The 23,318-nt window shown below is 33.6% G+C and carries 24 protein-coding genes; 16 read left to right on the top strand and 8 right to left on the bottom strand.

Annotation, left to right across the window (positions count from 1 at the left end; genetic code table 11):
* The first annotated feature begins 20 nt into the window (after positions 1-20).
* Positions 21-2,621: a bifunctional acetaldehyde-CoA/alcohol dehydrogenase gene (gene adhE, locus MN187_RS07935; protein ID WP_305853358.1), complete on the top strand. Its 2,601-nt coding sequence runs from the start codon at positions 21-23 to the stop codon at positions 2,619-2,621.
* Between the two features lie 45 nt (positions 2,622-2,666).
* On the opposite strand, the gene MN187_RS07930 is transcribed toward adhE, so the two are convergent.
* Positions 2,667-3,317 carry a hypothetical protein gene (locus MN187_RS07930; protein WP_242093764.1) on the bottom strand — a complete coding sequence of 217 codons (651 nt, stop codon included), beginning with the start codon at positions 3,315-3,317 and terminating at the stop codon, positions 2,667-2,669.
* Between the two features lie 175 nt (positions 3,318-3,492).
* On the opposite strand from MN187_RS07930, the gene mreC reads away from it, so the two are divergent.
* From mreC to MN187_RS07895, 7 genes are all read left to right on the top strand, one after another.
* Positions 3,493-4,362 (top strand): rod shape-determining protein MreC, encoded by an 870-nt coding sequence (gene mreC / locus MN187_RS07925; RefSeq protein WP_242093762.1) that lies wholly within the window; start codon positions 3,493-3,495, stop codon positions 4,360-4,362.
* Positions 4,362-4,880: a rod shape-determining protein MreD gene (gene mreD, locus MN187_RS07920; protein WP_117973288.1), complete on the top strand. Its 519-nt coding sequence runs from the start codon at positions 4,362-4,364 to the stop codon at positions 4,878-4,880. The genes mreC and mreD overlap by 1 nt, the downstream gene beginning before the upstream one ends.
* A gap of 158 nt (positions 4,881-5,038) precedes the next feature.
* Positions 5,039-6,415 (top strand): C40 family peptidase, encoded by a 1,377-nt coding sequence (locus MN187_RS10570; RefSeq protein ID WP_305853357.1) that lies wholly within the window; start codon positions 5,039-5,041, stop codon positions 6,413-6,415.
* 150 nt (positions 6,416-6,565) lie between these two features.
* Positions 6,566-6,901: a PadR family transcriptional regulator gene (locus MN187_RS07910; protein ID WP_117973286.1), complete on the top strand. Its 336-nt coding sequence runs from the start codon at positions 6,566-6,568 to the stop codon at positions 6,899-6,901.
* On the top strand, positions 6,876-7,547 hold the full coding sequence (locus MN187_RS07905; protein ID WP_158559442.1) for a DUF2812 domain-containing protein: 672 nt from the start codon (positions 6,876-6,878) through the stop codon (positions 7,545-7,547). The genes MN187_RS07910 and MN187_RS07905 overlap by 26 nt, the downstream gene beginning before the upstream one ends.
* Before the next feature lie 11 nt (positions 7,548-7,558).
* Complete coding sequence (locus MN187_RS07900; protein ID WP_117973284.1) at positions 7,559-8,461, top strand: ABC transporter ATP-binding protein; 903 nt, start codon at positions 7,559-7,561, stop codon at positions 8,459-8,461.
* Positions 8,454-9,704 carry an ABC transporter permease gene (locus MN187_RS07895; RefSeq protein WP_117973283.1) on the top strand — a complete coding sequence of 417 codons (1,251 nt, stop codon included), beginning with the start codon at positions 8,454-8,456 and terminating at the stop codon, positions 9,702-9,704. The genes MN187_RS07900 and MN187_RS07895 overlap by 8 nt, the downstream gene beginning before the upstream one ends.
* Before the next feature lie 36 nt (positions 9,705-9,740).
* On the opposite strand, the gene MN187_RS07890 is transcribed toward MN187_RS07895, so the two are convergent.
* Genes MN187_RS07890 through MN187_RS07880 form a run of 3 tightly spaced genes read right to left on the bottom strand, consistent with a single transcriptional unit; the run spans position 9,741 to position 13,650 of the window.
* Positions 9,741-11,684, bottom strand: coding sequence for a glucose PTS transporter subunit IIA (locus tag MN187_RS07890; protein ID WP_241699443.1), 1,944 nt, complete (start codon positions 11,682-11,684; stop codon positions 9,741-9,743).
* Positions 11,685-11,696: 12 nt separating this feature from the next.
* Entirely contained in the window at positions 11,697-12,593 is an 897-nt protein-coding gene (gene murQ / locus MN187_RS07885) for an N-acetylmuramic acid 6-phosphate etherase (protein WP_117973281.1), read from the bottom strand.
* A complete protein-coding gene (locus MN187_RS07880; RefSeq protein ID WP_242093760.1) occupies positions 12,586-13,650 on the bottom strand; it encodes a DUF871 domain-containing protein in 1,065 nt (354 codons plus the stop codon). Before MN187_RS07880 ends, murQ begins: the two co-directional genes overlap by 8 nt.
* 208 nt (positions 13,651-13,858) lie before the next feature.
* Here MN187_RS07880 and msrA point away from each other — a divergent pair, with 208 nt between their 5' ends.
* Entirely contained in the window at positions 13,859-14,374 is a 516-nt protein-coding gene (gene msrA / locus MN187_RS07875) for a peptide-methionine (S)-S-oxide reductase MsrA (protein WP_241699441.1), read from the top strand.
* A 38-nt stretch (positions 14,375-14,412) separates the two neighbouring features.
* Here the strand turns inward: msrA and MN187_RS07870 are convergent, their stop codons facing one another.
* On the bottom strand, positions 14,413-15,054 hold the full coding sequence (locus MN187_RS07870; RefSeq protein ID WP_242093759.1) for a copper homeostasis protein CutC: 642 nt from the start codon (positions 15,052-15,054) through the stop codon (positions 14,413-14,415).
* A 119-nt stretch (positions 15,055-15,173) separates the two neighbouring features.
* On the opposite strand from MN187_RS07870, the gene MN187_RS07865 reads away from it, so the two are divergent.
* The 4 genes from MN187_RS07865 to recD2 all read left to right on the top strand — a co-directional run bounded on the left by MN187_RS07865 (position 15,174) and on the right by recD2 (position 19,897).
* Complete coding sequence (locus MN187_RS07865) at positions 15,174-16,034, top strand: putative RNA methyltransferase (RefSeq protein WP_242093757.1); 861 nt, start codon at positions 15,174-15,176, stop codon at positions 16,032-16,034.
* Between the two features lie 195 nt (positions 16,035-16,229).
* Positions 16,230-16,736, top strand: a complete 507-nt coding sequence (gene trmL, locus MN187_RS07860; RefSeq protein WP_117973277.1) for a tRNA (uridine(34)/cytosine(34)/5-carboxymethylaminomethyluridine(34)-2'-O)-methyltransferase TrmL — start codon at positions 16,230-16,232, stop codon at positions 16,734-16,736.
* A gap of 11 nt (positions 16,737-16,747) precedes the next feature.
* The gene (locus MN187_RS07855) at positions 16,748-17,368 is read left to right on the top strand and encodes a histidine phosphatase family protein (RefSeq protein WP_242093755.1); all 621 of its coding nucleotides are present in this window, start codon (positions 16,748-16,750) and stop codon (positions 17,366-17,368) included.
* An 18-nt stretch (positions 17,369-17,386) separates the two neighbouring features.
* Positions 17,387-19,897 carry an SF1B family DNA helicase RecD2 gene (recD2, locus tag MN187_RS07850; protein ID WP_117973275.1) on the top strand — a complete coding sequence of 837 codons (2,511 nt, stop codon included), beginning with the start codon at positions 17,387-17,389 and terminating at the stop codon, positions 19,895-19,897.
* A 26-nt stretch (positions 19,898-19,923) separates the two neighbouring features.
* On the opposite strand, the gene MN187_RS07845 is transcribed toward recD2, so the two are convergent.
* Both MN187_RS07845 and MN187_RS07840 read right to left on the bottom strand, forming a co-directional pair.
* Positions 19,924-20,877, bottom strand: coding sequence for a diacylglycerol/lipid kinase family protein (locus MN187_RS07845; RefSeq protein ID WP_242093753.1), 954 nt, complete (start codon positions 20,875-20,877; stop codon positions 19,924-19,926).
* A gap of 48 nt (positions 20,878-20,925) precedes the next feature.
* Entirely contained in the window at positions 20,926-21,384 is a 459-nt protein-coding gene (locus MN187_RS07840; protein ID WP_242093751.1) for a GNAT family N-acetyltransferase, read from the bottom strand.
* Positions 21,385-21,537: 153 nt separating this feature from the next.
* Here MN187_RS07840 and MN187_RS07835 point away from each other — a divergent pair, with 153 nt between their 5' ends.
* Positions 21,538-22,056 (top strand): QueT transporter family protein, encoded by a 519-nt coding sequence (locus MN187_RS07835; RefSeq protein ID WP_117973272.1) that lies wholly within the window; start codon positions 21,538-21,540, stop codon positions 22,054-22,056.
* 44 nt (positions 22,057-22,100) lie between these two features.
* On the opposite strand, the gene cbpA is transcribed toward MN187_RS07835, so the two are convergent.
* Positions 22,101-22,745 (bottom strand): cyclic di-AMP binding protein CbpA, encoded by a 645-nt coding sequence (cbpA, locus tag MN187_RS07830; protein ID WP_117973271.1) that lies wholly within the window; start codon positions 22,743-22,745, stop codon positions 22,101-22,103.
* A 160-nt stretch (positions 22,746-22,905) separates the two neighbouring features.
* On the opposite strand from cbpA, the gene rpmG reads away from it, so the two are divergent.
* Together rpmG and secE are read left to right on the top strand one after the other, a co-directional pair.
* Positions 22,906-23,058: a 50S ribosomal protein L33 gene (rpmG, locus tag MN187_RS07825; RefSeq protein WP_117973270.1), complete on the top strand. Its 153-nt coding sequence runs from the start codon at positions 22,906-22,908 to the stop codon at positions 23,056-23,058.
* A gap of 24 nt (positions 23,059-23,082) precedes the next feature.
* Positions 23,083-23,259 carry a preprotein translocase subunit SecE gene (gene secE / locus MN187_RS07820; protein ID WP_117973269.1) on the top strand — a complete coding sequence of 59 codons (177 nt, stop codon included), beginning with the start codon at positions 23,083-23,085 and terminating at the stop codon, positions 23,257-23,259.
* Positions 23,260-23,318: the final 59 nt, after the last annotated feature.

Below are 23,318 nucleotides of genomic sequence, written 5' to 3'. Positions count from 1 at the left end.
TAATTCAGGAGGGTATTACTTTGAAAGATAAAAATAAAAAAGCTGAAGTAAAAGAACAATCAGTAACAGAAACAATTGATCATTTAGTCGCTAATGCTCAAGAAGCATTAAAAGAAATGAAAACTTTTGATCAAGAAAAAGTGGATCATATCGTTCACCAAATGGCTATGGCTGCCTTGAATGAACATATGCCTTTAGCCAAATTAGCAGTAGAAGAAACTGGCCGTGGTATTTATGAAGATAAAGCAATCAAAAACATGTTTGCTTCTGAAAGTATTTGGAACAACATTAAAAATGATAAAACAGTTGGTGTGATTAACGAAGATGAACAAAAACAAATCATTGAAATTGCTGACCCAGTCGGAGTGGTATGTGGGGTAACACCAACAACAAACCCAACATCAACAACCATTTTCAAATCAATGATTGCGATTAAAACACGTAACCCAATTATTTTTGCTTTCCATCCAAGTGCACAAAAATCATCTGCAGCAGCAGCAAAAGTTGTAAGAGATGCAGCAGTTAAAGCTGGCGCTCCTGAAAATTGTATTCAATGGATTGATACGCCATCTATTGAAGCAACAAATACATTAATGAACCATGAAGGTGTTGCAATTGTTCTTGCAACGGGTGGTTCTGGAATGGTTAAAGCAGCTTACTCTACTGGTAAACCAGCTCTTGGTGTAGGTCCTGGTAACACACCAGCTTACGTTGAAAAAACAGCTAAAATTAAACGTGCGGTAAACGACTTAATTACATCTAAATCATTTGATAATGGGATGATTTGTGCGTCAGAACAAGGTGTCATTGTTGATAAAGAAATCTATGATGCAGTGAAAAAAGAATTTGAAGCGCATCAAGTATACTTTGTTAAACCAAACGAATTAGAAAAATTAGAAAAAGCAGTAATGAATGAAACAAAAACTGCTGTTAACCCTAAAATTGTTGGACACTCGGCAGTATCTATTGCTAAAGATGCTGGAATTAAAGTACCAGAAGGAACTAAAATTTTAGTAGCTGAATTAGAAGATGCTGGTCCAGATTACCCATTATCACGTGAAAAATTATCTCCAGTATTAGCAATGTTTAAAGCTAACAATACTGAACATGGTTTAGAATTATGTGAAAAAATGTTAAAACTTAATGGTGAAGGACATACAGCTGTTCTACATTCTGAAGATGAAGATTTACAATTGGCATTTGGTTTAAGAATGAATGCTTGTCGTATTTTAATTAACTCTCCAGCGGCTCAAGGTGGTATTGGTGATATCTACAACGAAATGATTCCATCATTAACTTTAGGTTGTGGATCTTATGGTAAAAACTCAGTATCTAAAAACGTTTCAGCAGTTAATTTGATTAACACTAAAACTTTAACGAAACGGAGAAATAACATGCAATGGTTTAAATTACCTGAAAAAATCTACTTTGAATTAAATTCAATTCAATATTTACAAAAAATGAAAGACGTTGAACGTGTATTCATCGTTTGTGACCCAGGTATGGTTGAATTTGGGTATGCTCAAAAAGTGATTGATGAATTAATGAAACGACAAAATAAAGTGAAATTCGAAATGTTCTCAGATGTTGAACCAAATCCTTCAACCAATACAGTTTATGCTGGTACAGAACAAATGATGAAATTCCAACCTGATACAATTATTGCTATTGGTGGTGGATCTGCTATTGATGCGGCTAAAGGTATGTGGTTATTCTATGAACACCCAGAAACAGAATTCTTTGGCGCTAAACAAAAATTCTTAGATATTCGTAAACGTGCTTACAAAATTCCTGAAGCTAGAAAAGCTAAAATGGTTGCTATTCCAACAACATCAGGTACTGGTGCGGAAGTAACACCATTTGCGGTTATTACTGACAGTGAAACTCACGTGAAATACCCATTAGCAGATTATGCATTAACTCCAGATGTGGCAATTATTGACCCACAATTTGTTATGAGTGTTCCTGCTTCTGTTACAGCTGATACTGGTATGGACGTATTAACACATGCAATCGAGTCATATGTATCTGTTATGGCAAGTGATTACACGAGAGGTTTAAGCTTACAAGCTATTAAATTAGTATTTGAAAACTTAGAAGACTCAGTTAAAAATCCTAACTTAGAAAACCGTGAAAAAATGCATAATGCTTCTACAATGGCTGGTATGGCGTTTGCTAATGCATTCTTAGGTATTTGTCACTCAATTGCTCATAAAATTGGTGGAGAATACGGTATTCCTCATGGACGTACTAATGCGATTCTTTTACCACATATTATTCGCTACAATGCAAAAGATCCTTCAAAACATGCATTGTTCCCTAAATATGATTACTTTAGAGCTGATACGGATTATGCAGACATCGCGCGTTTCTTAGGACTTAAAGGTAACACAACAGAAGAATTAGTAGAATCTTTAGCTAAAGCTGTTGATGATTTAGGAAAACGTGTTGGAATCGACATGAACTTATCAGCACAAGGATTAAGCAAAAAAACATTGGATGAAACAGTTGATCGTATGGCTGAACTTGCTTACGAAGATCAATGTACAACTGCTAACCCTAAAGAACCATTAATTAGTGAATTAAAACAAATTATTATTGATTCTTACGAAGGTAACTAAAAGAATCATGTTAAAAAAGGTCGTCCCAAATGTTGGGGCGACCTTTTATTTTAATAAATCGTAAGTTTTTGTTTTGGGTTGATAGAGCACATTTTCTTTAGATATAGGAACCATAATAGAGGATATACCTGGTCCAATTTTTTCTTTGAAGCCAACAGATGCAAAAGAGGCATCAGTTAAAATAGCGTATTCTTTGGAAATAGATACTTGATTGACAGGTTTAAACTGGATTAGGTCACGGGATATATCCGATTGGTAGATGTCCTTATCATCTGTAAAATAATAAAACACGTCGTTTTTTCCAAGATATTTTATGCTATTTTGTTCTATTGAGACTTCTTTTTTATAAAATGGAAGATTTAATGTTTTATCTACATCGTATAATGAGGCTCGATTTGAGGAATCATTAGGTCGTGTTTGATAATGTAAAACAGCCATTTTTATTTTTCGATTAGCATTTGTTTCAAAAGAAATGAGCTTACGATAATCCTTTGTTATTAAAAAAATAGTGGAAATACATACAGTAGTAATAAGAAAAGTTAGTCCAATGATTTTATAAATTTTGTTAGCATTTGTAGTTGAAGGGATAATATCAAATAAAATAAATAGAATGATAGCTACTATAAATAAGATAACAGGTAATACAACGTTAATTAAATGTTCGGAAAGGTGCCAATAATTACCATTGACTGTCATAATACACCCTCCTGATGAGTTGATAATCTTATTATAGTCTAAAGAGTCTGACAATAGTAAATTAGTTTATTAAAATTTTGAAAACAAATAGGTAGTTATGTGGTTTATATTGAAGAATAATGGTAAAATCAAGGATGTATGTTTTTTAGATTATAAGATATTACGGGGTGAAATAGTGAAAAAAAATAATTCGAGTCGAAATATCATTATAGCGATCACTGTTGTGATTGTTATTATTTTATTAGTGACATTTAGTGCGATGCAACGAGATAATAATAAAAAAAGTTTACCAGGTCAGTCGCAAACGAATAATGTAATTGCAAAAGTAGACTATGTCGTGAAAGCTCCTTTTAGAATGCTTGAAAGCGGAGTAAAGAGTATTAATAATTTGTTTAATACCTATACAGAAAATGAAGAATTAAAAAAACAAATTGATAAAAGTGCTTCTTTAGAAGCTGAGTTAGCAAGTCAAAAATCTGAGACAAGAAAATTAAAAGAACAATTAAAATTGAATGATACATTAACTGATTACGATGTGATTAATGCTAGTGTCATTAATCGTTCACCAGACAGTTGGCAAGATGTGTTGATTATTGATAAAGGAACGAAAGATGGTATAGAAGTGAATATGGCAGTAATGGGGGATAAAGGGTTAATTGGTCGAGTGATTATTGCTGAATCTGGTAGTTCAAAGGTAGAATTATTAACCACTCAAAATCAAAATACTAATCATTTTCCTGTAATGATTCAGACGAAAGATGATAAATCTGCGTATGGATTAATGGAAGGTTATAACAGTAAGACGCATACTTTAATCGTTTCCCAATTAACGAGTGTGGATAACATTAAAAAAGGAGATTTGGTTTCAACATCTGGTTTAGGAAACAATTCTCCAGAAGGGTTAGTTGTTGGGGAAGTCAAAGAAGTGAAAAAAAATAAAACAGGGTTAAATGCAGAAGTATTGGTGACTCCTGTTGCTGATATGTATGACGTTTCAAGCGTAACAGTTATTAAACGTCTTGCTGGAAATCAAGGGGTGGAGTAATGGAACAAAAATCATACTATCCATACTATTTACCTGTTTTATTGTTTGTTGCAATGTTAGTTGATGGTCATGTAAGCAGTGCAATGATGGGGATGTTATCTATTCCTATGACATTTACAAGTCATTTAGTTTTGCTAATTTTAATGTTTTCGACGTTTAAAGTAAATCAAACTTATTTAATGATTTGTGCAACAGTTATTGGATTATTATATGATTCTTATTTTTATAACGTTTTGGGAATTAATTTAATATTGTTACCCATCCTCGTTTTTTTCATGTATAGACTTTTTGAATATGTCGAACCAAATACTCTGACACTTATATTAAGTTTTATTGTGTTTGTCACACTTATGTCCATAGGAAGAGCGGTTTTACTTAGTATTTTCAAATTAACTAATGCTAACTTTTTAGACTTTTTCACGCGAAATCTAGCTCCATCTTTATTAATCAATGTATTGTATATATGTCTGTTAGTTATACCACTATCAAAGGTATATGGAGTTTACAAGAAAAAGTGATTATTTGAAATGTTTTTGTAACATTCCTATCATCAAAGTGACATGTATCTATGTTAGAATTTGGTTATTGTTAAAGTTAACGTAAATTTAAAAAAATGAATAAAAATTTAATCAAATAAAAATAAATGTGAAATGAAAAAAATGGAGGATGGCTAGCTTTGAAAAAGAAAGTATTATCGACGATTTTATTAAGTAGTATATTATTAAGTACAGTGGGTGCGCCAGCGTTAGCTACTGCAGCTAACACAGACTCAAAAGTAGAAGAACAAAATAAAAAAATTAAGGAGTTAGCCTCTAAAGAAGAAGAAGCAACTACGCAATTATCAAGTATAAAAGAAAATATTTCATCAATTAAAGAAGAAGCATCAGCATTGCAAACGAAACAAGTGGAATTAACAAAAGAAATTTCTAGTTTAAATAGTGAAGTAAAAGATTTAGAAGCACGTATTGCAAAACGTGATGCATCAATCAAAGAACAAGCTAGATCGGTTCAAGTAGAATCAAACAGCTCAAATGTTATTGATTTAGTTTTAAACGCTGATTCTGTTTCAGATGCTTTGACAAAAGTTATGGCGGCTAATCGTCTAGTAGGTGCTAATAATGATATGATGAAACAACAAAAAGAAGATAAAGAAGCAGTAGAAGCGAAAAAAGCATCTGCAGAAAAAAAAGCAAAAGAAGTACAGGAAACAGCTGTTACTTTAGAAGCAAAAAAAGGTGAATTAGAAGATCAGGAGTTAGCACAACAAGCAACTGTTAGCCAAATTTCTGCTGAAAAAGCGACAGAGGAAAATAAAAAAGAACAGTATTTAGCTGAACAAAAAGCTGCAGAAGAAAAACGTGAAGAGCAACGCAAAGCTGTAGAAGCAGCAGCTCAAGCAGCGAAAGAACAAACTAAAACTGTCAAAAGTGAAAAAGTAGACACCGCTAAAACTAATAGCGACAGTAATAATACTGCTAATAGTAATAATACTGATAATACTTCTAATGAAACTAATAATAATACAACAGATAATTCTGGAAAAATCGATAAACAAGTGACTGTTGTGACACCAAACGATATTAATGAAAATAAACCTGCTCAAACACAACCAGAAGTAGAAGAAACAAATACAACAGAGACAAGTACGCCTGTTGCGACAACACCAGCGCCATCACAAACTTCTACAACACCAGCTGCAAATGGTAATGCTGTTGTATCTGAAGCATACAAACATATTGGAAAACCATATGTTTGGGGAGCAAAAGGACCTAGTTCATTTGACTGTTCAGGATTTACATCTTATGTATTCCGTCAAGCGGCAGGAAAAGAAATTGGTGGATGGACTGTCCCACAAGAAAGTGCTGGAACACAAATTTCGTTAGGTGAATTACAACCAGGAGATTTGGTATTCTGGGGTTCTAGAGGTGCGACGTACCATGTAGGTATCTATGTTGGTGGAGGTCAATATATTCATGCTCCACAACCAGGAGAATCAGTTAAAGTGACAAGTATGTCATATTATTCACCAGATTTTGGTGTAAGAGTTAACTAATTTAAACGATTATTATTAAAAAGATGATTTCAAGCAAAAACTTGAAATCATCTTTTTTTATTGACAAAAACTATATCATTATATAATATATCAGTTAAAGATATATTATATAATGATATAGTTGGATATGGATTAAAGGAGAGTGAAAAAATGGAATCTATGACAGACTCGACGTATTTAATCTTGTTAAGTTTATTAGAACCAAGACATGGCTATGCAATAATGAAGGGTATCAGTGAGATGACACATGATAGTGTAACAATTGGTCCAGCAAGTATGTATACTATTTTAAAAAAATTAGAAAAAAAAGGAGATATTCGTCTCAAAGAGGATAAAGATAGAAAAAAAATATATGTGATAACTTCTCAAGGACAAGAAGAATTGATAAAAGAAGTTGACAGACGACGTATGTTTTATGAAGCGGGACGTTCTCTATTAATGGGAGATAGGGTGGATGTGTATGATATGGAAAAACACGAAAATTAAACTATCTAAAGGTTTAGCTTTTTACGCTGAAAAAGAAAGTATTTATTTTTCGAAAGAAGCTAGTAAGGGGTGGCAACTAAAAAAAATTAGTCCTTTAGGATTTTATGTATTTAAAAAAGCAGCAGAAGAAGAATCAACTTGGGTCATTGATTTTTATAGTGGGAAAAAAGAAGATATTAATGAGTATGTTGAGTTTTATAAAGATTCAGGTTGGTCGCTAGTCGAAAATTATCGAAATCGTTATTTTGTATTTAAATCAACTGGTAACCATGTTTTTAACTATACTGACAGACAAACTTATAAAGAACGTTTGAAAAATGAAACAGTCTGGATGTTATTACAGTCTTTATGGGCTTTTTTTCCAAGTTTGGCTATATATCTGATGTTGTTTTATTTCAATCATTTTGACATGGGCTTGTGGTTAAAAGCAATCATTAGTGGCATATTATTTTTGGGGATTATTTTTCCAGTGATGTTGGCTGTTTTACTATTATATTTCAAAATGATATATCGTAAACGGCCAGAATTGTATAACAATCCCAAGGCAATAGATAGAAGCCAAAAATTTGGAAGAGATATGGTTATTGCGATGATTATTGGGGCTCTTTTCGGATTTGTTAGTAGTATGTTATTTTTTAATCAATAGGAGGGGAAAGAATGTTAGAAGTAGAAGGATTAACAAAATATTTTGGGGATATGGCAGCAGTAGATGATGTATCTTTTCGTATACCTGATGGCAAGATTTTAGGATTAATCGGACAAAATGGTGCGGGAAAATCAACAACCTTTCGTTTGATTTTAAACTTTTTAGATGCAGATGATGGAACGATTTTATGGAATGGAAAACCATTAAAAGAGAAAGATTATGATGTTATTGGTTATTTACCAGAAGAAAGAGGACTTTATCCTAAAGTAACAATTGAAGACCAGTTGATTTATTTTGGTCGCTTACGTGGAAAAAAGAAAAAAGAAATTGTTCCGCTAATTGATAAATGGATGGAAAAATTTCAAGTAAAAGGGAAAAAAACAGATAAAGTAAAATCGTTATCTAAAGGAAATCAACAAAAGGTTCAGTTGATTGCAACACTTATCCATGAACCTAAATTGATTATTTTAGATGAACCATTTAGTGGATTAGATCCAGTAAATGCTGAGCTTTTAAAAGAAGGTATTATCGAATTAAAAGAAAACGGTTCGTGTGTTATTTTTTCTAGTCACAATATGGAAAATGTTGAAAAAATTTGTGATCATCTAGTCATGTTGCGAGATGGTGAAATGGTATTGGATGGATCTGTTCAGGCTATTAGAGAATCATTTGGAAGAACTCACTTAGAGATAGAAACAACTCTATCTAAAGAAGAATTAGAGGCTATTCCTGGAGTATTAAGAGTAGAAAATTCAAGAGAAAATTATTATCATCTAAGATTGGAATCTTCAGAGGTAGGTCGAGATGTATTTGAAGAAGTAATCAAGGTGACTGATTATATTCCAATATTTAATCAACAGCCACCGACATTAGAGGAAATATTTAAATTAAAGGTTGGTGAAGAGGATGAATAAATTTTGGGTTGTTGCACTTGAAACGTATAAGAAACATGTTAAATCTGCAAGTTTTATTATGATGGTTTTAGCACCATTTTTATTAATTGGCTTTTCTTTAGGAATGGGTTACTTTGGAGATAAATTTTCAGACGTAAATGAAATAGCGATTGTCTCGGATGATAAGGCTATTAGTGAAACCTATAGAGAAATGGCTAAAGATGATTTCGATATAAACAAGAAGATTACGACAGAATCTGAGGCAAAAAAAGCACTTGAAAACGAAGAAATTGATGGGTATCTTTCTATTTCGGTTTCTGAAAATCAATTAAAAGGACAGTATACAGGAGTAGAAACACTTGGTACAACAAATCAACAAATACTACTTGGATTTCTAAATCAAATGCAGCTAGGTATTAATTCAGGTTCATTAGGGTTAACGCAAGAGCAAGTGACGACATTGTTATCTCAAGCAACTTTATCAGAAAAACAAGTCAAAGTATCAGATGGACAGATTAAGGAAAATAAAGATAATCGGATGGCATTAACACTAGTGGGATTCTTTATTGTTTTAGCGATGTATATGATAGTCTTACTATATGCTTCTATTACAGCGCAAGAAGTGGCGTCTGAAAAAGGGACACGTATTATGGAAATCATCTTGTCCAGTACAACGGCAGCAAAACATTTTTACGGGAAAATTATGGGGATTTTCCTCGTAATTTCAACGCAAGTTCTCATCTATCTGTTTTCTGGCGTGATTGCTTATGTTTTAGCAAAAGACATAGATATGGTAAAAGGATTTTTGGAAACAGTATCAATTGATGAATTAATCAAAGGAATTTTAGGTTACAATCTCTTATATTTACTATTAGGTGTGTTAATCTATACGATTTTATCAGCTTTTACAGGCTCGTTAGTAAGTAAATCAGAAGATGCTGCAAAAGCTGTAACACCTGTGACTTATTTGATTATGATTGCCTCGTTACCAACAATGATGTTAGGAATGTCTGATCCACAAAATATGCTAATTAAAATCTTTTCATTCATACCGTTTTTCTCATCATTTGCTATGCCTGTTAGAATCGCAAATGATAGTGTCACCAATACAGAAATTCTTATTTCTTTAGGCATACTATTAGTTGGAATTATTTTATTACTTAAACTTTCAGCTAAAGTATACAAATCAACTGTTTTAATTTATAGTGATAAGAGTATGATGCAAGTATTTAAAGATGCGTTAAAAGTGACAAAAACAAGATAAAAGAAACGCTTGGAAAATTTTTCCAAGCGTTTTTCGTTATGTCATTTTTACATTTAAAAGATGGTCTGTATGTGTTACAGTGCCTGTTTTTGTTAAAACGAATGTGTCAATATCATCCATGTTAGTTAAAACAACAATCATAGAAGTTTCTTTTTTCGCTTCTTTAATTTGTTCTAAATCAACCCTGGCCAATAAGTCACCTTGTTTTACTTTCTGACCTTGTGTTACTTTAACATCAAAAGGTTTTCCATCAAGATTGACAGTATCAATTCCCATGTGGATTAAAACATCTAGTCCATTAGTTGTTGTGATACCAATGGCATGTTTTGTTGGGAAAACAGTGGTAATTGTTCCGTCAACTGGAGAATAGATATGACCATCACTTGGATCAATAAAATAACCATCGCCCATCATTTTTTCTTGGAATACAGGGTCACTTACTTCTTCTAATGTATGAGCTACACCATTTGCAATAGAAGTTAAACTCACTTCTTTTACTTGAGTTGTAGGTTTGACAATAATATCCTCTGTTGTTTCTGCTAAGGTGTTTTTTTCTAATTGTTCTTTTGGAATACCAAAGAAGTAAGTCGCTAAAAATCCACCAGCGTAAGCAGCAAGTAATCCTAAAACATATCCCCACCATCTACCATTCGCAATTAATGGAATTAAGGCTACACCAGAAGGGCCAATAGCAATCGCGCCGATATTTCCAACTAATCCAACAACAGCCCCACCAATACCACCACCGATACAAGCAGTAATAAATGGACGGCCTAAAGGTAAGGTTACACCGTAAATTAAAGGTTCACCAATACCTAAAATCCCAACAGGTAAAGCTCCTTTAATCATTTCTGTTAATTCTTTGTCTTTTTTGCATCGAACCCATAGTGCAATCGCAGCTCCGACTTGTCCAGCACCTGCCATTGCTAGAATTGGTAGTAACATGGTTTGTCCTGTTTCATTAATCATTTGGACATGGATGGGTGTTAGTATTTGATGTAAACCAAACATCACCATTGGTAAGAAGAATGTTCCTAAAATAAATCCAGAGAAGGCTCCACCAACGTTTAGTACCCAATTAATCCCACCAACCATACCATCAGAGATAAATCCAGCTAGAGGCATAATAAAGAATATTTCAATTAGTCCAATAATAATCAAAGATAGAGTTGGAGTCACAATAATATCTATCGAATCAGGAATGATCTTATGTAATCTTTTTTCAACAAGAGAAAGTAACCAAACAGCAAAGATAACACCTAAAATCCCACCTTGGCCAGGAGAAAGAGCTTGCCCGGTGAAGAGATTTTTAAGTGGTGCTTCAGGGTTCATACCTGTTAGCATGACAACAGCCCCAATAACCCCACCTAGAGTGGGTGTTGCTTTAAATACTTGAGCAGCGTTAATCCCTGTATAAATAACTAAATAACCAAACATCCCATTTTTTAGAATATTCATCACGTCGATATATTGTTGCCAAGTTGCCCCATTAATACTACCAGCTGTTACTAAGTTGGTTAAAATAGCAGCAATCCCTGCAACAATACCAGTACCAACAAAAGCTGGAATCATCGGAACGAAAATATTAGAAATGTCCTTAAGAATGACTTTTAAGGTAGATTGTTTTTGCTTGGCTTTTTGAGCTTCTTTCATTTCTCTTGCTTTTTCATTAACCATTTCTTTTCCTGAATGGGCTTCAGGGAACGTTTCACCTAAATCAACGCCAGCCATATCAACCATCTCTTTAGCTACTTTATTGACTTTTCCTGGTCCAATAATAATTTGTAATTGATCATCATCGACTACTCCTAGTACGCCAGGAATAGCTTTTAACCCATCTAAATCAACTAAATCACGATTTTTAAGAGTCATTCTAACGCGTGTCATACAATGAACAATAGAGACAACGTTTTTCATTCCACCAACATGATTGTAAATTTGTTGTGATAATTCGTTTAAACTTAAGTCATTCTTTGCCATAGTGATTCTCCTTTATAATGTTTTTTTTATAAAACCTTTAGCCTGAGTTAACTTTTCCGTTGCGTCATCTTTGCTACTATTTGTCAAAATCATGACAATAGCTAATTTGACATCTTCATCTGCTTCATAAAAATACGTTTCAGCTGTCTCATAATCTACTTCTGTTGCTTGCATAATAATGCGTTTTGCACGCTCTACGAGTTTTTCATTAGTTGCTTTCACATCGACCATTAAATTATTAAAGACTTTTCCAATTCCAATCATGCTAATAGTTGAAATCATATTTAAAACGAGTTTTTGAGCTGTTCCTGATTTTAGTCGAGTGGATCCTGTTAAAAATTCTGGACCAACGCTAACTTCAATTGGAAAGTCAGCACTTTGGCTAATCAACGCGTTTTTATTACAAGATAAGCTAGCTGTTTTTGCCCCTATTTCTCTAGCGTAGTTGAGACCACCAATCACGTAAGGAGTTCTACCACTTGCGGCAATCCCAATGACCATATCGTGTTTTGAAAGATTTAAATCAACTAAATCTTTTCTACCAAGTTCCATGGAATCTTCAGCCCCTTCGACTGCAATAGTCATCGCTTTTTCTCCACCGGCAATTAAACCAATCACCATATCAGGACTAACACCAAAAGTTGGGACACATTCAGCTGCGTCTAAAACACCCAGTCTGCCACTTGTGCCAGCCCCCATATAAATAAGACGTCCTCCTTGGTTAAAGGCTTCAATTGTCTGGATAATCACTGGTTCAATGCTAGCTAATTCATCTTTAACTGCTTCGGCTACTTTTTCATCTTCTTGATTCATTAATAAAAGAGCTTCTTTGACACTCATCGTATCTAAACCTAATGTATCTTGGTTGCGCTGTTCAGTAGTTAAATTAGTTAAATCGACTTTACTCATTATCATCATCCTTTCTTAATTCATAACGCATGCCTGCTTTGATGTGGTCTATTATGGGAATGTCTTTTTCAATCACATATGCGACAACATTGACTTTATCGTCTTTAACCAAATCTCTTTTGGCAATTTGTAATTCTCCCATATAGCGTAAATATGCGTGATTATCTAACGTCACACTTCCTTTTAAGCGTGGTAGGTTTTTTTTGGGGGGAATATCAGGTATTTGTTTAAATCGTGCATTGGCGCTTCTTACCACATCGCGTGCTTCATCTTGACGATTGTGATGTTGACCAAGAAAGAGAGAGCTAAATTCTTCATCAATGGTATTAACATGGAGAGTGAGAGTATCATTTTGTAAAAACTCTTTAAACTGAGATTGTGTGACCTCGCTTAAGCCGCCGTCTCCAATATAAATGTCATCAGTAAGTTGGTTAGCTAAATCTAAAGCACTTGCTAGAGGGTGGATATAACGATGTTCCTCTAGTGTAGGTAAGCCTTCATAAAGTGGACCTCTTAAATCATCATCACCTGGAACGAAACCTTGAATAGTAAATCCATTTTCTTTTAGCCACTGATTTTTTTCTAAATACCAGGTTTTATCTAATCCAGTTTCTGGTCGAGGATAGTAGTTATGCCATGCTTCTAAGTGTTTGAAATTTGCTTTGTGTTTGATTAGGTCATCAATATCATGTTGTGTAATAGTACTAGCATTTAATCCAACTGTCATATGATGAGAGCACTTGGCGATTGTATCATTTGAAATATGGTAATCCATTCGAAGAGCTGTCACACCAATATGTTTTAATTCATCAAGACGATCAATAGAAAATCCTGCTTTAGACAAAGCATCACCTGATATGTCAATCATTAAGTTAAGATTGTTTTTTTTAGCTTCCGTGCCAAGTTCAATTAGTCTGGAATAGTAGGTAGCGGCATCATCTTCTGGAATATGTAGCGAAGTGAAAATACCTGTAAATCCAATTGTTTTCATTTTTTCTATGTAACTCTTTTTTTCATTCGATAAAGGTTGATTCATAAAAATAGAAAAACCAAACATTATTTTTTAAACTCCTTTCTTGATTGTATTCGTTTTCATATGAGATAAGATTATTATATCTTATTGAAATTTTTTTTCAATTAAAATATTATATATTATAAAATAATATTCCTTTAAAAGAAGGAATATTTTGTGAATAAATCATATTATGTGACGAATAAAAGAAGATTGTTTAAAATGGTTAGAAAAAGATAAGGAGATGATTTTAATGGAAGAAAAAGCAATATTTGCTGGTGGATGCTTTTGGTGTATGGTAAAACCATTTGATGAGTTACCTGGAATTATTAAAGTAGTTTCGGGGTATACAGGTGGTCATACAGTTAATCCAACGTATGAACAAGTGTGTAGTGGAACAACAGGTCACACAGAAGCTGTTGAAATTACATTTGATCCTGAAATAATTAGTTATAAAGACTTGGTTGAGATTTATTGGCATCAAACAGATCCAACAGATGCTATGGGGCAATTTGTTGATAGAGGTGATTCTTATCGTCCAGTTATTTTTTATGAGAATGATGAACAATATGAGATAGCAAAAGAATCAAGAAAAGAGCTAGAGGAAAGTGGAAAATTTGATCAACCCATTGTAACGCAAATAGAAAAAGCTAAAACTTTTTATCCTGCAGAAGATTATCACCAAGATTTTTATCAAAAAAACGAAGAGCATTATCAAAATTATCGACGAACTTCTGGTCGTGATCAGTTTATTGAGAATAATTGGTAAAAGAAAAAGTGCTTTGCGTCTAAAACGCAAAGCACTTTTTAAAAATGAAAATCAACAATTCGAGTTCCGTGTACCTCTTTTACATTTAAAAAGGAAGTCACTGTATCAATATTCTTATAAGTAATTCCACCACCAGGTAGAATTGTAATTCGGTTATTAGCGTAGGAAATTAAATCATTAAGGTATTCTAAATGTTTTTCAATTGGTACGACACTTGCTCCACCATGAGTTAAAATCCGAGTAACGCCATGTTGGCTTAACCAGTCAATGGCTTCAAATTGGTCATCACGCTTCATTAAGTCAAACGCCATATGAAAGGTGACTTGCATACCTTCAGAAGCTTCTAATAAGATTAACATAGCCTCTTCATCGATTTTATTTTGTTCATTTAGACAACCAAATACTACCCCATCAACACCAAGTTGTCTTGCTTCTAAAATATCTGCTTCCATAATTTTTAATTCAATGTCAGTATAGACGAAATTTCCACCACGAGGTCTGATAATCGCCATCACAGGAACGCCTTTTTCACTACAGTAGGCCATGGTTTCTGCCAAGACACCCTTACTAACTGTTGTCCCACCGACAGCTAAATTGTCACAAAGTTCAATGCGTGTTGCACCTGAAGCAATCGCATTTGGAATATTCGTAAAGTTTTCAGCACAAAATTCTTTAATCATCACAAACAAATCCTCCGAGTTTCATTCATTCATTCTTGTAATATTAGTATAGCATAAACCATCATTTGTCGATGAAAATTATGGTATGATAGTCGTAACATTTATTTAGGAGTTTAAATATGCTAAAAAAGAAAAAAGAGTATGCGATAGATCACTTAAAAACGACAGTGGGTGCAATGGCATGTCCCAAATGTCATAGTGCATTTGAATTATTAGATAATAGCTTAGTTTGTCAGAATAATCATCATTTTGATTTGTCGAAAAAAGGAACGATCCATTTTCCACTTCACCATATGGAAAGTGATTATGATCATCAGATGCTTGAACATCGACGCAATATGATTCAAAAGGGATTATATCAGCCAATTGAAAAGGAAATAGCCCGTATTATTTCAAATCAAGGGGAAATTGGTTTAATAGTGGATATGGGAGCTGGAGAAGGAAGTATCTTAGAGAGGCTAATCAGAAACAATGATATTTCTGGCACTAAGATGGGATTTGATTTGTCCAAGGATGGTATGGTATTAGCAAGTGACTTTTCAAAAGAGGCTTTTTGGTTCATTGGAGATGTCACAAATATGCCATTTAAAGACGAGAGTGTAGATACTTTATTAAATATTTTTTCACCTAGTCACTATGAAGAGATGAGTCGTGTTTTAAAAAAAGAAGGGCTAGTGATTAAAGTTATTCCAGAAGAACATTATTTAAAAGAATTACGTGAGCTATTTTATTATGATGAGCAAGCTAAACAACAATATAGTAATGAAAAAGTGTATCAAAAATTTTTAAAAGATATGCAGTTAATAGAAGAAAAAAGAATAACCTATCAATTTGTTGTGGAAAAAGAAGATTTTCAAGATGTTTTGATGATGTCACCAATGCATTGGGGAGCCAGTATTCAGGCAAAAGAGCATGCTCGTGATAATTATTTTCAGAAATTAACAATAGATGTGAAAATATTGGTTGGTAAAAAATATTGATTTCCAAAACTAAGGTTGTTTTTTATAGTTGTTAGTGCTACAATAGCATCAAGTCATTTTCAGCGGTTTTTATCAGATTCCTGTTCTGATAAAAGTTGGTGAGATGGCAAACCGCCAACGTAGCGACTCGCAGTGAACTAACACCGAGACGATACGTTTTTTTTATGCAAAAAAATAGGAAAGAAGAGACCCAAAATAATGAATCATATCGTATTATTTGAGCCACAAATACCGGCAAATACCGGAAATATTGCACGAACTTGTGCTGCAACAAATTCCCCATTACATTTAATTGAGCCATTAGGATTTTCAACAGATGATAAACATTTAAAACGAGCAGGGCTTGATTATTGGAATGATGTGAATATTACATATCACAAAAGCTTAGATGCTTTTTTAGAAACATTAGGTGATTCGCCACTACATTTGGTCACAAAATTTGCTAGAAATACTTATAGCGATGTGGCGTTTAATGATGGGCGTGACCATTATTTTATTTTTGGAAAAGAAACAACAGGATTACCAGAAACATTTATGAGAGACAATGAAGAAAAATGCATCCGTATTCCAATGAATGATGAACACGTTCGATCATTGAATTTATCGAATACCGTTGCGTTAGTTGTTTATGAAGCATTAAGACAACAGGCATTTCCTGATTTAGAAGCAGTCCATATCTATGACAATGATAAATTAAGCTAGGAGTTAGTTGAATGAAATTATATTTTGTCCGTCACGGAAAAACAGAATGGAATTTAGACGATCGGTTACAAGGAGTGAAAGACTCTCCTTTATTACCACAAAGTTATGAAGACATGAAAAAATGTGGTCAAGCGTTAAAAGAGATTCCGTTTAAAGCAGTGTATACAAGTCCTATTAAACGAGCAAAAGAAACGGCTGAGGGCATTGTGTCACAATTTGGCTATGATGTCCCTATGTATGAAAGACCAGGCTTTGTAGAGCTTAGTTTTGGCGATTTAGAAGGAGAAAAGTTTTTAACAGCAAAGGAAACGTTTCCTAATGAGATGTTTTATTTGAGAAATCACCCAGATAAGTATGATCCATCCGCTTTTAATGGAGAAAATTATGACTCGATGATTAAAAGAAGCACGACTGTTGTAAAAGAAGCAATAGAAGACAATGAAACAGGGCCATTGTTGTTTGTTGGGCATGGTGCCATGTTAATTGCCTGTATGCGGACGCTTTTAGGTGTACCAATTGAACGTATTCGTGAAGTTGAGGGAATGTTAGATAATAATAGTGTGACAGTTTTATCATTTAATGATGGAGAATTTACTTTAGATGATTGGAACAATACAGATTTCTTATCATGATAGATGGAGGTGACGACAATGGAAGAGATGCCAAAGACGCCTTTTCTAAAGGGAGTGGTTGAAGCAATTTTTTTTGAAAATGCCACAAATTTTTATAAGGTCATGTTGGTAAAAGTAAAAGAGACTAACACAACTTATGATGGTGATGAGATTGTTGTCACTGGAACATTTGGTCAGATTCAAGAGGGAGAACTGTATTGTTTTTATGGAGAAATCGTTAATCATCCAAGGTATGGAGAACAATTAAAAGTAGAACGATATGAACAAGATAAACCAACCTCAACAGAAGGATTGATAAACTATTTATCAAGTAGTAAGTTTCCTGGGATAGGGAAAAAAACGGCTCAGACAATTGTTGAGTTGCTTGGTGAAACGGCTATAGATGACATCTTAGATAATCCAGATTTACTTGATCAAGTTGCAGGACTTAATCAAAAAAAGAAAGAAACACTGGTGTCTTCTTTAAAAGAAAATTACGGCATGGAACAAATTGTTGTCGGCTTAAATCGTTATGGTTTTGGAAACCAGCTAGCTTTTACTATTTATCAATATTATAAAGGTGATACGTTAAATATTATCGAAGAGAATCCATATCAGTTGGTGGAAGATATTGAGGGAGTAGGGTTTAAAAAAGCTGATATGTTAGCAGAACGAATTGGAATTTCTGCTACTTCTTCAGAACGTATTCGAGCAGCATTGGTTCATGAGTTGTATCAAGGTTGCTTGAATGCTGGTGATACTTACATGGAAGCAAAGCAATTATTATCAGCTTCGATTCAGGTGTTAGAAAATAGTCGACCTGTTGAAATTGATCCACAATTAGTAGCAGATGAAGTAATTCGTCTAGCTGAAGAAGGTGTGATTATTCAAGAGGGAACTCGTTTGTTTGAAAAATCGTTGTATTTTTCTGAGGTTGGTACGGCTGCGTCTATCAAACGATTACTTGAAAAAAAGAAAAAGTTACCTTATAAAGAAAAAGAAATTGATGCCACGATTAAAATGATTGAAAAGCAAAATGGCATCAAGTATGGTAATAGTCAAAAAGAAGCATTGAAAGAAGCCATCATGTCCCATTTTTTTATTTTAACAGGAGGACCTGGTACAGGTAAAACAACCGTAATTAATGGTTTGGTGTCTTTATATGCAGAATTAAATGGCTTTTCTCTAAATTTGGAGGATTACACGCAAAAGATATTTCCAATTCTTTTGGCCGCACCAACTGGTCGAGCAGCTAAACGGATGAATGACATGACGGGGCTTCCAGCTAGTACCATTCACCGCTTATTAGGTCTGACAGGTCGAGAAAAAGAAGGCGTAGAAGAGGCTAGAGAACTTGAAGGTGGACTTTTGATAGTTGATGAGTTGTCAATGGTTGATACATGGTTAGTTAATACTTTATTAAAATCTGTGCCAAATAATATGCAAGTTATTTTTGTAGGGGATAAGGATCAGTTGCCTTCAGTTGGACCAGGTCAAGTATTAACAGATTTATTAAGAGTAGAAGAAATACCCAAAAAAGAATTAGTGGATATTTATCGACAAGATGATGGTTCTTCTATCATTTCATTAGCACATCATATCAAAAATGGTAAGGTACCAAATGATTTAACAGAAAACAAAAAAGACCGGTCGTTTATTCAATGCCATGTTAGTCAAATCGAGTCAGTTGTTGAACAAGTGGTATCACGAGCGAAAGATAAAGGTTTTTCTAATCAAGAAGTCCAAGTATTAGCGCCAATGTATCGTGGAAAAGCAGGGATTGACCAACTAAACATTATGATGCAGCAGATTTTAAATAGCAATGATACTGGCGAAAGAAAAGAAGTAAAATGGTTGGACAAGTTATATCGTATTGGTGATAAGGTACTACATCTTGTGAATAGTCCAGAGGTGAATGTTTTTAATGGTGACATGGGAGAAATTGTTGGGATTACTTATGGAAAAGATACAGATGATAAGGTCGATGAGATGACGATTTTATTTGATGAAACAGAAGTGGTTTATAAACGGAATGAATGGCAAAAAATTACATTAGCTTATGCGTGTTCGATTCATAAATCACAAGGTAGCGAGTTTCAAATGGTGATTTTACCATTAGTGAATCAATATGGTCGAATGCTTCAAAGAAAACTCCTTTATACAGCTGTGACAAGAAGCCGAGATTTTTTGATTTTACTTGGTGAACCTGATGCTTTTGTCAGAGCAATTGAAAGTCAGACATTAGAGCGACAAACAACTTTAGTGGAACGACTTGTTGAAAGCGATGAGTTATTAGTTAAACGAGCTAAAGAGGAAGAAAATTATTTAGATGAAAAAGAGCAAGAAGTTAAAGAAACTCTACATCATAAAGTAGAAGAAAAACTTGAACAGTTACCAAAAAAATCAAACGTTAAAGAAGTGTCTTTGTTTGAAAAAGTAGATGAAGAGACTCCTAAACCATATGTTTTAACACTAGATAATTATCTTACCATTGATCCAATGATTGGAATGAGTGACCAAACTCCTCACGATTTTGAAATAAAAAAATAAGCGATGGCTTTTGCCATGGCTTATTTTTACATCCAAAATAAATGTTGAGTGGTTTTAAAGTGTAGTTTAAAGTCTCTTTCTCCTAGTTCTTCACCATCTGCTTGTCCCACTTGTGCAAGAGGACAGGTTAGTGTCAATTCTGAATCGACAAAGCGATGTAGATGTGGGGAGGTTAAATGTTGTTTAAAAAATAATTTTATAATTAACCAAGCTAAAGATAAAGGGAAAATTTTTTCAACAATAATTAAGTGAACGTCATCTGTATAAGCTGAAGCGGTCGGATCAATCGCAACTCCTCCACCAAAATAAGGATGATTAGTAGTGGTACATAAAAAGGCACTTTCAAATTCTTTTTTTTCTGTGGTTGTTTCAATAATTAAGGGAAAAGAAGGTTGCTTAAACAGGGAAGATAGAGCCGCACTAACATACGATAGAGAGCCTAATTTCATCTGATTTAATAATGATTTAGCCTTTGAATGATTGGCGGTTGCCACAATTTTCGCATCAATCCCTACACCAACATTGTTTAAAATAAGACGAGTATCATTTGAGTCAACATCCATTGCCTCCATTAAACTAATTGGTTTTGGTTCGTTTACATCTAACAAGTGTGTTAAGGCCGCATTTATTTTTCTTGAAATGCCGACCCCCCGAGCAAAATCATTTCCAGAACCACTTGGGAGGTAGCCAATAGGAATAGTCGGCTCGTGTTTTAAAGCATTGACAACTTCATGTAAAGTACCATCACCACCTAATACGACTAATAAATTTTCAAATGGTTCATCTTGTTTATAAGGGGTAAGAATACCGTTTAATAGTTCTTGGACAATCTCTTTTTCATGACCAGCATATTCAGTAAAATAGGTTTTAAATGGAATGTTTTTTGCTATCAATTGTTTTTGAACTTCTTTATATTGTTTAGCTCCTTTTCCAGAACCAGCATGTTGATTAACTAATAAATGTAAGATTAATTTTTTCATAAAGTAACTCCTTAAATTCTGACGGTTCTACTAATAAACACGATATGATTAAACCACTTTCTTAAGACGTAGTTGGTCTTTTAATTGAATACCATGCTCAAAAATAGGTTCAGAATAGTTTTTGAGAAAGTAGTCAATCTGGATGTCTGTTATGCGAAAGCCGTGTTTTTGATAAAAATAAAGTTGCCAGATACTTGTAGAACCTGTACAAACTTCAAGTGTAGAGTAATGGTTTTCTTTTGCAAAATTTTCAGTAAAAACTAAGAGAGAAGACCCGATGCCTTGATGTTGATATTCTTCAAGGACAGAAATATTTAAAATTTCTAATGCGTTCCCTTTATTCTGATTTAATACTAGAACACCTACAATTTTATTATTATAAAGGCATTCGAACAAAAAAGCACGATAAATATATGAATTAATCATATCCTCATCTGGATCTGCTTGTTTTAATAAAGAGAAATGCTGTGTTGTAATCGTTTTGATTTTTTGAATAATAAGTGACATCATTTTCTTCCTTTTTGTTAGTCATGCTCTTATCATACCAAAAAACTTTGACATTTGGGTAAACAACAGGTAGGATAATATCGTTATGTTGAATAACCGCAGTTCGTTCATACCATCCTGCGATATCAAAACTAGGAAGGGAGAAAAAGAAAAATGGAAAAATCAGTATCACAATCAAAGACGACTACATTAGTTGTCAATGGGTTAATAGCAGCACTTTATGTTGTGTTAACACTTGTTGTAGCCCCTATTGCGCAAGGGCCGATTCAGTTTAGAGTATCTGAGAGTTTGAATCATTTAGTTGTGTTTAATAAAAAATTATTATGGGGTGTTCTTTTAGGAGTCGTGGCATTTAATTTGTTCTTTTCTGAAGGAGGCATGATGGATGTCTTGTTTGGTGGAGGTCAAACATTGTTGGCTTTAAGTATCACAGCTATATCTGCTAGATGGATTAAGAGTGAGAAAATACGAATGGTTATCAATACGATTGCTTTTTCAGTAAGTATGATACTAATTGCTATTATGATTTGCATTATTTCTAATCAATCGATTGGCTCAAACTTTTTCTGGGCAACATATGGCTCACTATTTTTGAGTGAATTAATTATTATGAGTATATCAGCACCAATTATGTTTGGAATTAATCGTATGGTTCACTTTGAAAAATTTTAATCATGAAAATAAAAATGCAACCAAATTTAATTGGCTGCATTTTTTTAATTTAAGGGTTGTTGTAAATCTTCGACCTGAGCGACAAAGAAATCTTTTTTGTTTAATGCTTTGATGATTAAATCACATGTTTCTTTATCAGTATCTGCTGGTAGTGTGATAATCGTTCGACGAATGTATTCATCGCGACCAACATCAAGTGTAATACAACTTGCAATATCAGAATATTTAGAAATAATTTTCGTCATGTTTGCTAGGTCACCTTTACGGCCAGTTGAAGCAATCGTTAATGCGAAGCGTCCTTCTTTAACGTTCCATGATTGAGATAAAATACCTAATAAACTACTATGTGTTAAAATGCCGTAAAATTGATCGTTGGCATCTAAAACAGCGATGTATGGTAACTCTTTAATAGTGAAAAAGATTTTGAAAAAAGATGAATTCAAATGAATAAATTTTGTCGCATTTTTTATTAAATGTGTGACAGGTAGAGTCATGTCACCGCCGTTTGATTTATGACGATATATATGCATTTTATAGATATTTCCTCTAAAGAATTTTCCAGTTTCGTCAAGTACAGGGACGCAACGAAAACCAGATTCTTCTAAGATATTCAACGCATCTTCTAGCGTACAAGTTTCACTAACGGTTGTTAGCAATCTTTTTGGAATACAGACTGATTCAATTAACATAATATGTAGCTCCCTTCATTTTTTATTATAATCTAATAATACCATAAACAAATGATTAAATAAAAGAACAATAACCTGTTCAGTAAATGAGCGTGTTTGACAAAACTTCTTTTAAACGTTATACTTTAAACGTTATTAATAAAGTGGGAGGATTCTACCCTTGGCTCAAAAAAAATCTGCACTTGCTTGTACCGCATGTGGTTCTCGTAACTATTCAAAAGCAGTTAGTGATTCACAACGTACTGAGCGTTTAGAAGTAAAAAAATTCTGTAAGTATTGTAAAAAGCATACACTTCATAAAGAGACGAAATAGTCATCATTAAGGAGGAGAAAAAGAATGAAATTTTTCAAAAGCGTTATTGAAGAAATGAAACTTGTTACTTGGCCTAGTCGTAAAAAATTAGTTAAAGATGTGATTACAGTGATTCAGTCAACTATCTTATTTGCTCTATTTTTCGCAGCGGTTGACTTTTTATTAGCAAAACTTTCATATCTTGGGCTAAAAGGTCTGTAGATATAACTAGAAAAATGCACATTTGAGTGTTACAATTAAGTTGAAAGAAAAACTTCGGC

The sequence above is a fragment of the Vagococcus sp. CY52-2 genome (assembly GCF_022655055.1).
Taxonomy (GTDB): Bacteria; Bacillota; Bacilli; order Lactobacillales; family Vagococcaceae; genus Vagococcus.
The sequence above is the reverse complement of the archived record's forward strand: the minus strand, read 5'-3'. Positions and strand labels throughout refer to the sequence as shown.